The following is a 14,605-nucleotide window of genomic DNA, read 5'->3' on the forward strand; positions in this document are numbered from 1 at the left end:
ACCGATAGTTTGCAGACGTACCAGACCGCATAGGGAAAGGGTGATCCGTTGAGCCGCTCGGTTCTCGTCACCGGAGGAAACCGGGGCATCGGCCTCGCCATCGCCCGCGCGTTCGCCGCGAACGGCGACAACGTCGCGATCACCTACCGGTCGGGGGAACCCCCGGCCGTCCTGGCGGAGCTGGGCTGCCTGGCGGTCAAGTGCGACATCACCGACGCCGAGCAGGTGGAGCAGGCGTACAAGGAGATCGAGGAGAAGCACGGTCCCGTCGAGGTGCTGGTGGCCAACGCCGGCGTCACCAAGGACCAGCTGCTGATGCGCATGTCGGAGGAGGACTTCACCTCCGTCCTCGACACCAACCTCACCGGCACCTTCCGGGTCGTCAAGCGCGCCAACCGCGGCATGCTGCGCGCCAAGAAGGGCCGCGTCGTGCTGATCTCCTCCGTCGTGGGGCTGCTGGGCTCCGCGGGGCAGGCGAACTACGCGGCCTCCAAGGCCGGTCTGGTGGGCTTCGCCCGCTCGCTCGCGCGTGAGCTCGGCTCGCGCAACATCACGTTCAACGTCGTCGCGCCCGGCTTTGTCGACACCGACATGACCCAGGCGCTCACGGACGAGCAGCGCGCCGGGATCGTCTCCCAGGTACCCCTCGGCCGTTACGCGCAGCCGGAGGAGATCGCCGCCACCGTGCGCTTCCTCGCCTCCGACGACGCCTCGTACATCACTGGAGCCGTCATTCCCGTCGACGGCGGATTGGGCATGGGTCACTGATCACATGAGCGGAATTCTCGAGGGCAAGCGCGTCCTGATCACCGGTGTGCTGATGGAGTCCTCCATCGCCTTCCACACCGCGAAGGTGGCCCAGGAGCAGGGCGCCGAGATCATCCTCACGGCCTTCCCGCGGCCCACCCTGACCGAGCGCATCGCCAAGAAGCTGCCGAAGCCGGCCAAGGTCATCGAGCTCGACGTCACCAACGACGAGCACCTGGCCCGCGTCGAGGACGTGGTGCGCGAGGAGCTCGGCGGCCTCGACGGCGTCGTCCACTCCATCGGCTTCGCCCCGCAGGACGCGCTCGGCGGCAACTTCCTCAACACGCCGTTCGAGTCCGTGGCGACCGCGATGCACGTATCGGCGTTCTCGCTGAAGTCGCTCACCATGGCCTGCCTGCCGCTCATGCAGAACGGCGGCTCGGTCGTCGGCCTGACCTTCGACGCGCAGTTCGCCTGGCCGCAGTACGACTGGATGGGTCCGGCCAAGGCCGCGCTGGAGGCCACCAGCCGCTACCTCGCCCGTGACCTGGGCAAGCAGAACGTGCGCTGCAACCTGATCTCGGCGGGCCCGCTCGGCTCGATGGCCGCCAAGTCCATCCCGGGCTTCTCGGACCTCGCGAAGGTCTGGGACGAGCGCTCCCCGCTCCAGTGGGACATGGCCGACCCGGAGCCGGCCGGCCGCGGTGTCGTCGCCCTGCTCTCGGACTTCTTCCCGAAGACCACCGGTGAGATCGTCCACGTCGACGGCGGCGTGCACATCATGGGTGCCTGACCAGGCAGAACGTAGAAGAGCGACGCCCCGTTCCCCGCTGCGCGCGGGGGGCGGGGCGTCGCCCGTTCGGCCCTGTGGGTGAGCGGCACGAACGGGGGGCGGCGATGCTGGAGGGACAACTCTTCCTTGTGGTGCTTTTGCGGCGCCCGGCGCCGCAGTTCGGCCGAGGGGGTCCTGCTTGTGCGTACGAACTGGCGTCCCGCCTGCGTACTCGTCACAGTGACGGTCCTGCTGTGGGCGACACCGACGGCGTCCCGGACCGGCAGTCGCCACGAGCAGCGGAGCCCCCGGCAGCACACGCGGGAGCAGCCCCCCGACTACCGCGCCGACTGCGGAACGGTGATCGACGGCTCCAAGGTCACCGCCTACTGCCACAACCCCTATCCCGCCACCGACCGCATACAGCTGCACGTCGAGTGCGCCCGCTGGTGGGACGTCGACGCCGACTCGGCGCCGGTCGACCTGCACCCCGCGGGTTACGCGGAGCTCACCCAGCGCTGCTGGAAGGAGATCCGGGCCGTGTGGGTCAGCCACCAGCCGCAGCGGGCCGCCGCAGGCACATGAACGGATAGCCCGCCGCCTCCGCGGCAGCGGCCTCGCCGTCCCCGGCGCGGATCGCCTCGACCATGCGTCCGTGGTCCATGTGGTGCTCCGGCCGCAGCTCCGTACCGATGTCGTCGCGCAGCCAGTCGCGCAGCAGATCCGCCAGGTCCGCGTACAGCTCGGTCATCACCTCGTTGTGCGAGGCCGCCACCACGGCCAGGTGGAACGTCGCGTCGGCTGCCACGAACCGTTCGGCGTCGCCGGACGCCCACGCCTCCTCGCGGCGGGCCAGCAGGGTGTCCAGCTGCTTGAGGTCCTTGGCGGTGCGCCGCTCGGCGGCGAGCCGGGCCGCCGAGGACTCCAGCGTGGAGCGCAGCTCGGCGACATGGCCTGGATCGGCGTCGGCGAACCGGCGGTGCATCACGCCGGCCAGCTCACTGGTGGAGACCACATACGTCCCCGAGCCCTGCCGGATGTCCAGGAGACCGTTGTGGGCGAGCGCGCGTACCGCCTCACGGACGGTGTTGCGGGCGACGCCCAGTTGCTCGACCAGTTCCGGTTCGGTCGGGATCCGCGAGCCGACCGGCCACTCGCCCGAGGTGATCTGGTTCCGCAGCTGTGCGATCACCTGGTCCGAGAGCGCGGAACGCCGGGGGGAGGACAGCGCCATGGTGCTCCTTGTCGTGGAAGTCGCCCACTCATGTTCGTACGCGGACCCGTCCGGGAGGAAGCGGAGCCTGCACGGGATTGGACAACCAATCATCCCATGATTCTATGATGGGCCTCATGCACGACGAGTCCCGGACCCTCCGCCCCGCCGCCATGGTGGCCTCCTCCGCCGCATCCCTGGACTCCGCAGGCCCACAGAGCGCGACGCGGCGTGCGGTGTGGACCACACGGCTCGTCGTCGTCGGCATCGTCCTCGCGGCCCTCAACCTGCGGCCCGCGATCACCAGCCTCGGCGCCCTCCTCGAAGAGGCGCGCGTCGGCCTGCACATGAGCGGCAGCGTCGCCGGACTCCTCACCTCCGTACCGCCGCTGTGCTTCGCCGTCTTCGGCGTCGCAGCACCCCGGCTGGCCCGCCGCTTCGGGCCCGGCGCCGTCGTGTGCGCCGGCATGGCGGCCATCGCCGTCGGGCTCGCGGTCCGCCCCTTCGCGGGCGGCGCGGCCGGCTTCCTCGCCGCCAGCGCCCTCGCCCTCATGGGCATCGCCGTCAGCAACGTCCTCATGCCGGTGATCGTCAAGCGGTACTTCCCCGACCGGGTCGGCTCGATGACCGGCCTCTACTCCATGGCACTGGCCCTCGGCACCTCGCTCGCCGCCGCAGCGACCGTGCCCGTCACCCAGATGCTGGGCGGCGGCTGGCGCGTCGGGCTCGCGGTCTGGGCGTCGATCGCCGTGATGGCCGTACTGCCCTGGATCGCCCTCGTGCGCGACCGGAACCGCGCACGCCCGGACAGCGCAGGCGCGGCCGCCGCCGAGGGGGTGCCCGCGCCGCGTATCACCCGCAGTCCCACGGCGTGGGCCCTTGGCTGCTTCTTCGGGCTCCAGGCCACCGGTGCCTACATCACGATGGGGTGGATGCCGCAGATCTTCCGCGACGCGGGCGTCTCCGCGTCCACCGCGGGGGTGCTCCTCGCCGTCACCATGGTGATGGGCGTGCCGCTCGCCTTCGTCATCCCGCGGCTCGCGAGCCGGATGAAGAACCAGGGCCCCATCGTCATCGCCCTGGGCGGCTGCGGACTGACCGGCTACCTCGGCCTGCTCCTCGCACCGGCGGCGGGCGCATGGGCCTGGGCGCTGCTGCTGGGCGTCTCCAACTGCGCTTTCCCACTCGCCCTCACCATGATCGGCATGCGGTCGCGTACGGGTGCCGGAGTCGTACGGCTGTCGGCGTTCGCCCAGTCCACCGGCTATCTGATATCGATCCCCGGCCCGCTGCTGATCGGCGTGCTCTACCAGCACAGCGGCGGCTGGACGCTGCCGCTGGGACTGATGGCGGGTCTGCTGGTGCCCCAGATGATCGTGGGTGTGATGGCGGGACGGGACCGGACGATCGAGGACGAGCCGCGGGTGCGAGACTGATCCCATGCCTGTGCTCGACCCGAACCCCCAGAACGGCCAGAAGAAGCTCCTCGGAGTCTTCGGCGCGATGCTTCTCATCGGCGTGGTGATCGCGATCATCGCCACCGTGGCGGCACCCTGACGGACAGATCCCGGCCCGGCCCGGCACGAGGGCGAGTGAGCCGAAGGGGCCGCGCGGGTGTCGAAAGGGGGTGGGGGAGCCTCCCAGCGGTAGCTGGGTGAGCGCGGAGATCCCGAGGAACGTGGGAGGACCCCCGGACGAGGTCCGGGGGAGGATCGACACGATCGACCGCCGACACACGTCGAGAGCGCCCGGTGGGGGTCCCCCGGCGCAGCCAGGGGGAGACCGGCCCCAGAAGAGGTGGTGCCGGCACCCCCGTCCCCTAGGGGGCCAGGGTCAGGGTGAAGTGGGTGGGTCACCGGATGGGCCCCGCTCCTCGTGATCCGTACGTTTGAGGGACTCGACCTCAGACCTCACGGAGGCGGCCATGGCGGCCCAGACGCACACCCGGTCCCAGCCCGCGGCCACCGGGGCCGTCGCGGCCACGCTGCCCTGGTGGGCCCTCGCGCTGCCGGTCCTCGCCTTCGCCGCACTGCTGATGCTCATAGCCGCCCCCGGCGAGGCCCAGGCGGCGGGGGACCCGGCGGCCGGTGACACCCTGCGTCAGATCCTGCGGATTCTGGTCCGCTGACGAGTTCCCCCTTCGGGGGAGAGGCCGTCAACACCCTGCGCCCACTGGCTCATTTCATGCGAAGCTGGAGGGCATGAGCGCCGCTGTGTCTTCCGGGGGGACACCCCCTGGACCTCCCGAGTCCCGCAGGATCGTCCTCCTCCGGCATGCGAAGGCCGACTGGCCCCAGGTGTCCGACCACGAGCGCCCGCTCGCCGAGCGCGGCCGCAAGGACGCCCCCGTGGCCGGCCGCCGGATCGCCGAGACGGGAATCTCCTTCGACCTGGCCCTGTGCTCCACCGCCACCAGAACGCGCGAGACATGGAAGCTCGCGGTGCACGAGCTGCCGCACCGCCCGAAGACGGTCTACGAGGAGCGGCTGTACGAGGCGTCCCTCGGTGAGCTGATCGCCCTGCTCAACGAGACCCCCGACGAGGTGAACGACCTGCTCGTGATCGGCCACAACCCCGGCATGCACGCGCTGGCCGACGCGCTCGCGGGCACCGCGGAGGGCGACGCACTGGCCCGTATGACCCAGGACGGCTTTCCGACCTCGGCGTTCGCCGTCGTCTCCTTCACCGGCTCATGGAAGTCGTTGGAGCACGGCGTGGGCAAGCTGCTCGACTACTGGACCCCGCACGAGTGAGCCGCGGTCACCATCGACCGACCCGCGGCCGGCATCACGACCCGCGGAACCGGAGGGCCCCGGCGCCCACACCGTGCGCCGGGGCCTCCCGCATCCGTCCTCGTCACTTCTCGGTGCTGCTCAGTGCTCCTCGGTGCCGTCGTCGGCCGCCTCGACCTCTTCGCGGGTGACACCCAGCAGGTAGAGCACAGTGTCCAGGAACGGCACATTGACCGCGGTGTGCGCGGCCCGGCGGACCACGGGCTTGGCGTTGAACGCCACTCCCAGCCCCGCCGCGTTCAGCATGTCCAGATCATTTGCGCCGTCGCCGATCGCGACCGTCTGCGACAGCGGCACCCCGGCCTCGGCCGCGAAGCTCCGCAGCAGCCGCGCCTTGCCCGCCCGGTCCACGATGTCTCCGACGACCCGGCCGGTCAGCTTGCCGTCCTTGATCTCCAAGGTGTTCGCCGAGGCGAAATCGAGGCCGAGACGCTCCTTGAGATCGTCGGTGACCTGAGTGAAACCGCCCGAGACGACGCCCACTTGGAAGCCCAGCCGCTTCAGCGTACGGATCAGGGTCCGGGCGCCCGGGGTGAGACGTACCTCTTCACGCACCTTGTCCACGACCGATGCGTCCAGTCCCTCCAGCAGCGCCACCCGCGCGTGCAGGGACTGCTCGAAGTCCAGCTCGCCCCGCATCGCCGCCGCCGTCACCGCGGCCACCTCGTCCTCGCAGCCCGCATGGGCCGCGAACAGCTCGATGACCTCGTCCTGGATGAGCGTGGAGTCGACGTCCATCACGACCAGGCGCTGGGCCCGCCGGTGCAGCCCCGCCGACACGACGGCCACGTCGACGCCGATCTCGTGCGACTCGGTGGCCAGCGCGGTGCGCAGCGGCTCCGTCTCCACGCCGGACACCGCGAACTCCACGGCCGTCACGGGGTACTTCGCCAGCCGGAAGATACGGTCGATGTTGGCGCCCATACCGCTGATCCGGCCCGCTATGGCCGCCGTGGCCTCGGCGGTCAGTGGGTGCCCGAGCACGGTCACATGGGAACGGCCGCTGCCGCGCGGCCGGTTGTCGCCCGTGCCGGAGATGATCTCGGCCTGCAGCTTCAGGGACTCGGCCCAGCTGTGCACGGTCGCCCTCAGATCGCCCTCCGAGGTGCCGCCGGCCGTCGGCGCCGTGACGAGGGCGCACAGCACGAGGCGGCCTCGCGAGACGACCTGCTCGATGTCGACCACGTCGACCGAGTACGCGGCGAGGGTGTCGAAGAGCCCGGCGGTGATACCGGGCCGGTCCTTCCCGAAGATCTTGACGAGAAGGGTCGGGACGTCGGTGCCGAGAGGGGGCTGCGATGCGCTCATGGTGCTACCACCGTATCCGGCGACCGCCGCGATCCGACGTCCTGTCCCGTCTGCCGGACACTCGTGCGACCAGGCCGCTCACGGTCTGGCCCATCTCGGTCACACACTGTTGACGGTCGTCCATGAGCAGTGGTGGTGCGGTGCCGTCCCGGGACGCGTCTCCAAGTGGCCACCAACGTCCCAACTCCGTACCGAACAAGGTCTTCACAGGGCCCGGCTTTCGGATACGGGACCCGGCCTGAAATAGTTCCCCACGATGTTCGCCATCCCTAAGCTCCCGGCAACGGGGGTAGCTCGGGGGACAACTAGTGGGGCATGGAGTGCCGGAACACGTACTGGAATTGAACGGAAGGACCTGGACCCTCGATCCGTCCAGGTCGTACACCCTCGGCCGCGATCCGCAGGGTGATCTGGTGATCGACGACGCCAGGGTCTCGTGGCGGCACGCCACGATCAGTTGGGGCGGGCACGGCTGGGTCATCGAGGATCATGGCAGCACCAACGGCACGTACGTGCAGGGCCAGCGGATCCATCAGATGGAGATCGGCCCCGGCTCCGCCGTACACCTGGGGAACGCGACCGACGGGCCCCGCGTCAGCCTCAACGCCGCCGGTGCCTACAGCGCCCAGGCCGCCGCCCCACAGCAAGCCGCCGCCCAGCAGGCTCCGGCCCAGCAGCAGGGCTGGCCGCAGGCCCAGGCGCCCCAGCAGGCCGCGCCCCAGCAGGGATGGCAGCAGGCGCATCCGCAGCACCCGCAGGCCCCGCAGCCACAAGCACAGCAGCCGCCCCAGGTTCCGCACCAGCAGGGCGTGCAGAAGGCACAGGACGCCCCGCCGGTCTACGGCGACCGCAGTCCCACGACGTTCCACCAGCTGGCCCTCGGCCGCGTCATGCGCATCGGTCGTGCCCTGGAGAACGAGCTGGTCGTCTCCGACCTGCAGGTCTCGCGCCACCACGCCGAATTCGTCGCGACGCCCGACGGTCGCTTCGAGATCCGCGACCTCGGTTCCCACAACGGCACGTACGTCAACGGTCAGCCGATCGCCAAGTCGTCCTCGGTCCTCATCGGCCCGAACGACATCGTCGGTGTCGGTCACTCCACGTTCCGGCTCGTCGGTGACCGCCTCGAGGAGTTCGTCGACACCGGTGAGGTCTCCTTCTCCGCTCGTCACCTGACCGTCACGGTCGACGGCGGCAAGCAGATCCTGCGCGATGTCTCCTTCGGTGTCCCCGAGAAGTCCCTGATCGGCGTCATCGGCCCGTCCGGCTCCGGAAAGTCCACCCTGCTCAAGGCGCTGACCGGTTACCGGCCCGCCAACCAGGGCGACGTCCTCTACGACAACCGCAGTCTCTACAAGCAGTTCGCCGAGCTGCGCCAGCGCATCGGTCTGGTCCCGCAGGACGACATCCTGCACAAGGAGCTGACCGTCCGGAAGGCGCTCACGTACGCGGCCAAGCTCCGCTTCCCCGCGGACACCACGCCGGCCGAGCGCGCGGCCCGTATAGACGAGGTGCTGCGCGAGCTCAAGCTCGACATCCACAAGGACAAGAAGGTCACCTCCCTGTCCGGTGGCCAGCGCAAGCGCGTCTCCGTCGCGCTGGAGCTGCTGACCAAGCCGTCGCTGATCTTCCTGGACGAGCCGACCTCCGGCCTCGACCCGGGCATGGACCGCGACGTCATGCAGCTGCTGCGCGGCCTCGCCGACGACGGCCGCACCGTCCTCGTGGTCACCCACTCCGTGGCGGAACTCCAGCTGTGCGACAAGCTCCTCGTCATGGCGCCCGGCGGCTCCGTCGCCTACTTCGGCCCGCCGGAGGAGGCGCTCAACTTCTTCGGTTACAGCACGTGGGCGGATGTGTTCTCCGCGTTCGAGAACTACCGCGACTACGACTGGGCCGGCCGCTGGCGCGGCTCGCAGCACTACCAGATGTACGCGGCCGACCTCGACGCCGTCGCTCCGCAGGCGGTCAACATGCCGCCGCCGCAGCAGATCAGGCCGCCCAAGCCGCAGAGCTGGGGGTCACAGCTGTGGACCCTGATCCGCCGCTACTCCTCGGTGATCGCGTCCGACAAGGGCTTCATGGGCCTGATGGTGATCCTGCCGGCCGTCCTCGGCCTGGTCTCCGTCGTCATCCCGGCCGACTTCGGCCTGGCCGCTCCCGACGACGGCAGGTCCCGGTTCAACGGCGACGCGGGCACGATCATGCTGATCCTCGCCGTCGGTATGTGCTTCTCCGGTGCCGCGAACTCCGTACGAGAGCTGATCAAGGAACGGGTCATCTACGAACGGGAGCGGGCCACCGGCCTGTCCCGCTCGGCGTACCTGATGTCCAAGGTCATCGTCCTCGGCCTGATCACGGCGCTGCAGGGCGTCATCATCTGCGGCATCGGCTTCGCGACCCGCAAGCTGCCCGAAGAGGGCTTGATCATGCCGCCGGCCGTCGAGATCTGCCTCGTCGTCATCGCGCTCGGCTTCACCTCGATGATGTTCGGACTGGTCATCTCCTCGCTGGTGAAGACCGCCGAGAAGACCATGCCGCTGCTGGTCATGTTCGCCATCGTCCAGGTCGTCTTCACCGGCATCCTCTTCCAGGTCTACGGCTCGCCCGGGCTGGAGCAGTTCGCCTGGCTGATGCCGTCCCGCTGGGCCATCGCCGGTGCCGGTGCGACGCTGGACCTGGCGCACCTCATGCCGCCGTGGGACCCGAAGAACCCCACCGACCTCGACCCGCTGTGGGAGCACACGGCCGGCCAGTGGGGCATGAACATCACCGTCCTGCTCGCCATCGGCATGATCTGTGGCTTCGTGGTCCAGCGCCTGCTGCGCCGCCACGAACCCGAGGTCATGCGCAAGTGATGGCACAGTCTGCCGACGACGCCGAAGGGCGCACCCCACGTGGGGTGCGCCCTTCGGCGTACGTCCTGCTACCGCTTCGTCGCGGTGCGGTTCGTGCCAGAGCCTCAGTAGGCGCTGTTCACGTTGTCCATGGAGCCGTAGCGGTCGGCCGCGTAGTTGCAGGCGGCGACGATGTTGGCGACCGGGTCGTACTGGTCGTGCTTGGTGCCCGGCACGTGGTAGGCGTCGAAGGTGGGCTTGATGACCTGCAGCAGGCCCTTCGACGGGACACCGTTGATCGCGTTGATGTCCCAGTTGTTGATGGCACGCGGGTTACCGCTGGACTCACGCATGATGTTGCGGTGAATGCCCTCGTAGGTGCCGGGGATGTCGTGCTTCTTCATGATGGACAGCGCCTCGCGGATCCACCCGTCCAGGTTGTTCGGGTAGGTCACCTTCGCGGGCTTGCGGGCGGCTGACCGGCTGGCGGCCTGCTCGGCGGCGCGCTTCTTCGCGGCGGCCTCGGCCTTCTTCTTGGCCTCAGCCTTCTTCTTGGCCTCGGCGGCCTTCTTGGCCTCGGCCTCTGCCTTCTTCTTCGCCTGCGCGGCCTTGACCTGGGCCTCGAAGGCGGTCTGCTGGTTGGCGATGCTCTCCTGCACCGCGGCGGCCTGCTTCTCGTTGACCTTCCAGGCGATCGGGGCGGCCGCGGCGACCTCGGTCGTCGTGCCGGCCTCCGCGTCGGCCGGGGCGAGCGAGAGCGCCATGGCGGCGGAGGCGGCGACGGCGGCGGCGGCGACCGCGGCCTTGCGCGATCGAAGGCGACGGATAGCTGCGGTGCTGAACGCGGACATACAGACGTACCTCTTCGAATAGCGGAAAGTCGCTCCAGGCCGGTTCGGCTCTGCGCTGTTCGGAAGCGACGTCGGCAATTCTTAGCGGCAGCAAAATCCTGTGGCAAAGGTGTGACGTACGATCCGGGATAGTGGATCACGGTTGCCCCATACGTCCGATTCACCCGTGCTGTCCATGCTCAGATGCCCCTTATGCATCCACTAGCGAGCTTCGTAAGTGACCTGCGTCCTATGCCGGGGCTCACATCGGGCCCGTGGCGTCCTCACCATGTGTTGCTTCAGCAATCCAGTGAGTGAGGGTCGCCCGCCGGGAGGAGGAGATGGACGTCGCCGAACTCGTGCCAGAGGTAGCGGTGCTCAAGCGCCTCGGAGTATGCGCAGGTCAGCGCCGCCTCGCCGGCGATCGCGGCGAGCATCAGCAGATGCGACGCCGCCGGCTCGTGCAGCCCGGTCAGCAGACCGTCCACCACCCGCACCCCCCGCCGCGGCGTCACCACCAGATCGGTCCACCCCGCCGCGGGCGCCACCATCCCCGCCGGATCCGCCGCCGACTCCAGGGCCCGTACCGCCGTCGTACCCACCGCCAGGACCCGCCCGCCCGCCGCCCGCGCCGCGTTCACCAGCCACGCGGTCGTCGCCGGCACCTCGAAGCGCTCCGGATACGGCGGCTCGTGCGCCTCCGCGGACGCCACCCCCGTGTGCAGCGTGATCGGCGCGAACTGCACCCCCCGGCTCACCAGCTCCGCCACCAGCCGCGCCGTGAACGGCCGCCCCGCGCTCGGCATCTCCGCCGAGCCGGAACCGTCGGCGGAGGGCAGCGCGAAGACCGTCTGGTACGCGGACGGCGGCTGGTCCCTCGTCGTGTACCCGTAGCGGATCGGCCGCCCGTACCGCGCCAGCAGACCCGGTACACCGACCGGCACCGACGCCCACCACAGCCGCAGGGCGCCCGGCGCCAGCGGCTCCTCCAACACCAGCTGCGCACCGCCTGGCATCCGTACCACCGTGCCCCGCGGCCCGCCCGGGCGCGGAACCGTAGTGCCGAAGCCGTCCGGGCGCCGCAGCTCCACCGCCCACCGCCCGTCGTCGCCCCGGGTGGAGAAGTGCACCACCACCGGCTCGGCCCCGACCCGGCCGTCCACGGCAGCCGCCAGCGTCGTGGAGGTGTTGACGACCAGCACGTCACCGGCCCGCAGCTGCCCCGGAAGAGCACCGAACGCGTGATGCGACACCCGCGTCCCGCGCGAGACCAGCAGCCGTACGTCGTCGCGCCCCGAGCCCCGCTCCTCCGCCGGTACCCGCGCCGACAACTCCTCGGGAACCCTCAGCGCCTCCAGCGCGGCGCCTGCCTCCCCGATCGTCCTCATCGGGCCTCCAGCAGCGCGGCGGCGGCATACCGGCCGCTGACCGGACGCAGCGCGAGCAGCCGCAGGAAACCGGGGACGACGGACTCCGGCGACGGCCGCGGCTCGTCGTCGTCCGGCACCGCTGCCGAATAGAGGTCCGTCGCCATGTCGCCCGGATCGACACTCCACACCCGCAGACCCGGCTCCTCCACCGCGAGCACCGCGGCCAGCTGGTCGAGCGCCGCTTTGGACGCGCCATAGCCGCCCCACGTCTCGTACGCCTCCGCCGCCGCGTCCGAGCTGACCGCCACCACCGCCCCGGCCGGCGACCTCCGCAGCAGCGGCAGCGCCTCCTGCACCAGACCGAGCGCCGCCACCACATTCGTCTCCAGCGCCGCCCGCAGACCCTCCAGCGGCAGGGCGTCCAGCCGCACCAGCGGCTCCGCGCCCAGCGCGCTCGCGTTGCTCACCAGCAGATCGAGCCCGCCCAGCACACGGGCCTGTGCCACCAGCGCCGCGCGGTGCGCGCCGTCCGTGACGTCCCCCGCCACCGGCACCACACGCGTCCCGTGCGTACCGGCGAGCCGGGCACTTTCCTTCAGTGCGCCCTCGCCGCGGGCGCCGAGCACCAGGTCCCAGCCCTGTCCGGCGAGAGCGGCCGCGAGCGCGCGGCCCAGCCCCTTCGACGCCCCTGTGATCACCGCTACCGGCATGAGAACCGTCCCCTTCGCCCTACCGCTTCTGCGCGGTCCTGTGTGGTGCAGCCAACGTAGGAACGGGGAAACCCTGGCCGCCTCGTGCCAGGGACCCCACCCGGCAAGGCACTTCGACCTACGACCACGGACCCGGGCAGCGGCGGTCCCCGGTCCGATACGGACTGTCACAACCCGCCGGTACGGTGAGGTCATGAGTCACCGACCGAGCTCCGGCCTGGCCGCCGTGAGCACCGCCCTCCTCGCGATGAGCAGACATCTCGAGGTGCGCGACGTGCTGAAGACGATCGTGGCCTCCGCGCGTGATCTCCTCGACGCGGAGTACGCGGCGCTCGGCGTGCCCGACGACCACGGCGGTTTCGCACAGTTCGTCGTCGACGGCGTCAGCGACGCCCAGTGGAAGGCCATCGGCCCTCTGCCGCGCCAGCACGGCATCCTCGCCGCGATGCTGCGGGAGGCGAAGGTGGAGCGGCTCGCGGACGTGCGCGAGGACCCCCGCTTCGAGGGCTGGCCGTCCGCCCACCCCGAGATGTCCGACTTCCTGGGGCTGCCCATCAAGGACGGCGACGAGGTCATGGGCGCCCTCTTCCTCGCCAACAAGCGCTGCCCCCGCCAGGACGGCGGCTGCGGATTCACCGAGGACGACGAGGAGCTGCTCGGCATCCTCGCCCAGCACGCGGCCATCGCCCTCACCAACGCCCGGCTGTACGAGCGCAGCCGCGAGCTCACCATCGCCGAGGAGCGCTCCCGCCTCGCCCATGAGCTGCACGACGCCGTGAGCCAGAAGCTCTTCTCGCTGCGGCTCACCGCGCAGGCCGCGGCCGCCCTGGTCGACCGCGACCCGGGCCGGGCGAAGGGGGAGCTCCAGCAGGTCGCCGAGCTCGCCGCCGAGGCGGCCGACGAGCTGCGCGCCGCCGTTGTCGAGCTGCGCCCGGCGGCGCTCGACGAGGACGGCCTCGTCAACACCCTCCGCACCCAGATCCAGGTCCTCGACCGCGCGCACACCGCCAAGGTCACCTTCGACACCTGCGGGATCAAGGCCCTGCCCGCAGCCCAGGAGGAAGCGCTGCTGCGGGTCGCTCAGGAGGCCCTGCACAATGCGCTGCGCCACTCCGGTGCGGACCGGGTCGACGTCGTGCTCGTCCGCCGCGGCCAGGGCGCCCTGCTCAGCGTCACCGACGACGGCAAGGGGTTCGAGCCGCGTACCGTGCGCAGGGCCGGGCGCCACCTCGGTCTTGTGTCGATGCGGGACCGGGCGAGTGGCGTCGGCGGCACACTCAGCGTCGAATCGGCGCCCGGCAAGGGCACCACGGTCGAGATGGAGGTCCCCGGTGGCTGACAGGAAGATCCGCGTGCTGCTGGTCGACGACCATCAGGTGGTGCGGCGCGGGCTGCGCACGTTCTTGGAGGTCCAGGACGACATAGAGGTGGTGGGGGAGGCCGGCGACGGCGCGGAGGGCGTTGCGCGGGCCGAGGAGCTGAAGCCGCATGTGGTGCTGATGGACGTGAAGATGCCGGGCATGGACGGCATCGAGGCCCTGCGCAAGCTGCGCGAGCTCGCCAACCCGGCCAAGGTGCTGATCGTCACCAGCTTCACCGAGCAGCGCACGGTGGTTCCCGCCCTGCGTGCGGGCGCGTCCGGGTACGTGTACAAGGACATCGACCCGGAGGCACTGGCCGGCGCCATTCGCTCGGTCCACGCGGGGCATGTCCTGTTGCAGCCGGAGGTCGCGGGCGCGCTGCTGTCCGAGGACGACGCGCCGAGCGGCACTGGGCGCGGCGGCAACCTCACGGAGCGGGAGCGCGAGGTGCTGGGGCTGATCGCGGACGGCCGGTCCAACCGAGAGATCGCCAGGGCGCTGGTGCTCTCCGAGAAGACGGTGAAGACGCATGTGTCGAACATCCTCATGAAGCTCGACCTTTCGGACCGTACCCAGGCGGCGCTCTGGGCGGTACGGCACGGCCTGGCCGGCTGATCGGACCGTGGCGGCGTGGCCCCCGGGCCGCACCTGTCAGGTGCCCAGGG

Annotated in this window: 15 protein-coding genes; 10 read left to right on the forward strand and 5 right to left on the reverse strand. The window is 70.6% G+C overall.

Annotated elements, in window-relative coordinates; genetic code table 11:
* Positions 1–48: 48 nt before the first annotated feature.
* The 3 genes from fabG to ACH5AF_RS33030 all read left to right on the forward strand — a co-directional run bounded on the left by fabG (position 49) and on the right by ACH5AF_RS33030 (position 2,104).
* Positions 49–768 (forward strand): 3-oxoacyl-[acyl-carrier-protein] reductase, encoded by a 720-nt coding sequence (fabG, locus tag ACH5AF_RS33020; protein WP_398906907.1) that lies wholly within the window; start codon positions 49–51, stop codon positions 766–768.
* 4 nt (positions 769–772) lie between these two features.
* Positions 773–1,540, forward strand: a complete 768-nt coding sequence (gene fabI / locus ACH5AF_RS33025; RefSeq protein WP_398906909.1) for an enoyl-ACP reductase FabI — start codon at positions 773–775, stop codon at positions 1,538–1,540.
* A gap of 180 nt (positions 1,541–1,720) precedes the next feature.
* Positions 1,721–2,104 (forward strand): hypothetical protein, encoded by a 384-nt coding sequence (locus ACH5AF_RS33030; protein ID WP_398906911.1) that lies wholly within the window; start codon positions 1,721–1,723, stop codon positions 2,102–2,104.
* On the opposite strand, the gene ACH5AF_RS33035 is transcribed toward ACH5AF_RS33030, so the two are convergent.
* Positions 2,067–2,753, reverse strand: a complete 687-nt coding sequence (locus tag ACH5AF_RS33035; protein WP_398906912.1) for a FadR/GntR family transcriptional regulator — start codon at positions 2,751–2,753, stop codon at positions 2,067–2,069. The genes ACH5AF_RS33030 and ACH5AF_RS33035 overlap by 38 nt on opposite strands.
* 116 nt (positions 2,754–2,869) lie before the next feature.
* On the opposite strand from ACH5AF_RS33035, the gene ACH5AF_RS33040 reads away from it, so the two are divergent.
* The 4 genes from ACH5AF_RS33040 (at position 2,870) to ACH5AF_RS33055 (ending at position 5,485) form a co-directional block, all read left to right on the forward strand.
* Positions 2,870–4,168, forward strand: a complete 1,299-nt coding sequence (locus ACH5AF_RS33040) for a CynX/NimT family MFS transporter (RefSeq protein WP_398906913.1) — start codon at positions 2,870–2,872, stop codon at positions 4,166–4,168.
* Positions 4,169–4,172: 4 nt separating this feature from the next.
* Entirely contained in the window at positions 4,173–4,289 is a 117-nt protein-coding gene (locus ACH5AF_RS33045) for an SGM_5486 family transporter-associated protein (RefSeq protein WP_256355980.1), read from the forward strand.
* 367 nt (positions 4,290–4,656) lie between these two features.
* Positions 4,657–4,860, forward strand: a complete 204-nt coding sequence (locus ACH5AF_RS33050) for a hypothetical protein (RefSeq protein ID WP_398906914.1) — start codon at positions 4,657–4,659, stop codon at positions 4,858–4,860.
* A 73-nt stretch (positions 4,861–4,933) separates the two neighbouring features.
* Complete coding sequence (locus ACH5AF_RS33055) at positions 4,934–5,485, forward strand: SixA phosphatase family protein (RefSeq protein WP_398906916.1); 552 nt, start codon at positions 4,934–4,936, stop codon at positions 5,483–5,485.
* Between the two features lie 120 nt (positions 5,486–5,605).
* On the opposite strand, the gene serB is transcribed toward ACH5AF_RS33055, so the two are convergent.
* The gene (gene serB / locus ACH5AF_RS33060; protein ID WP_398906918.1) at positions 5,606–6,832 is read right to left on the reverse strand and encodes a phosphoserine phosphatase SerB; all 1,227 of its coding nucleotides are present in this window, start codon (positions 6,830–6,832) and stop codon (positions 5,606–5,608) included.
* Positions 6,833–7,140: 308 nt separating this feature from the next.
* On the opposite strand from serB, the gene ACH5AF_RS33065 reads away from it, so the two are divergent.
* The gene (locus ACH5AF_RS33065; RefSeq protein ID WP_398906919.1) at positions 7,141–9,690 is read left to right on the forward strand and encodes an FHA domain-containing protein; all 2,550 of its coding nucleotides are present in this window, start codon (positions 7,141–7,143) and stop codon (positions 9,688–9,690) included.
* 104 nt (positions 9,691–9,794) lie between these two features.
* On the opposite strand, the gene ACH5AF_RS33070 is transcribed toward ACH5AF_RS33065, so the two are convergent.
* From ACH5AF_RS33070 to ACH5AF_RS33080, 3 genes are all read right to left on the reverse strand, one after another.
* Positions 9,795–10,520 (reverse strand): transglycosylase SLT domain-containing protein, encoded by a 726-nt coding sequence (locus tag ACH5AF_RS33070; RefSeq protein ID WP_398906921.1) that lies wholly within the window; start codon positions 10,518–10,520, stop codon positions 9,795–9,797.
* Positions 10,521–10,798: 278 nt separating this feature from the next.
* Positions 10,799–11,887: an S-adenosylmethionine:tRNA ribosyltransferase-isomerase gene (locus tag ACH5AF_RS33075; RefSeq protein ID WP_398906923.1), complete on the reverse strand. Its 1,089-nt coding sequence runs from the start codon at positions 11,885–11,887 to the stop codon at positions 10,799–10,801.
* Positions 11,884–12,579, reverse strand: coding sequence for an SDR family NAD(P)-dependent oxidoreductase (locus ACH5AF_RS33080; protein ID WP_398906925.1), 696 nt, complete (start codon positions 12,577–12,579; stop codon positions 11,884–11,886). The genes ACH5AF_RS33075 and ACH5AF_RS33080 overlap by 4 nt, the downstream gene beginning before the upstream one ends.
* A gap of 193 nt (positions 12,580–12,772) precedes the next feature.
* Here ACH5AF_RS33080 and ACH5AF_RS33085 point away from each other — a divergent pair, with 193 nt between their 5' ends.
* Both ACH5AF_RS33085 and ACH5AF_RS33090 read left to right on the forward strand, forming a co-directional pair.
* Positions 12,773–13,918: a GAF domain-containing sensor histidine kinase gene (locus ACH5AF_RS33085; protein ID WP_398906927.1), complete on the forward strand. Its 1,146-nt coding sequence runs from the start codon at positions 12,773–12,775 to the stop codon at positions 13,916–13,918.
* Positions 13,911–14,555, forward strand: a complete 645-nt coding sequence (locus tag ACH5AF_RS33090) for a response regulator (protein ID WP_398906929.1) — start codon at positions 13,911–13,913, stop codon at positions 14,553–14,555. The genes ACH5AF_RS33085 and ACH5AF_RS33090 overlap by 8 nt, the downstream gene beginning before the upstream one ends.
* The last annotated feature ends 50 nt before the right edge of the window (positions 14,556–14,605 follow it).

Origin of the sequence: Streptomyces sp. NPDC018833 (assembly GCF_044390825.1) — a bacterium.
Lineage (GTDB): Bacteria > Actinomycetota > Actinomycetes > Streptomycetales > Streptomycetaceae > Streptomyces.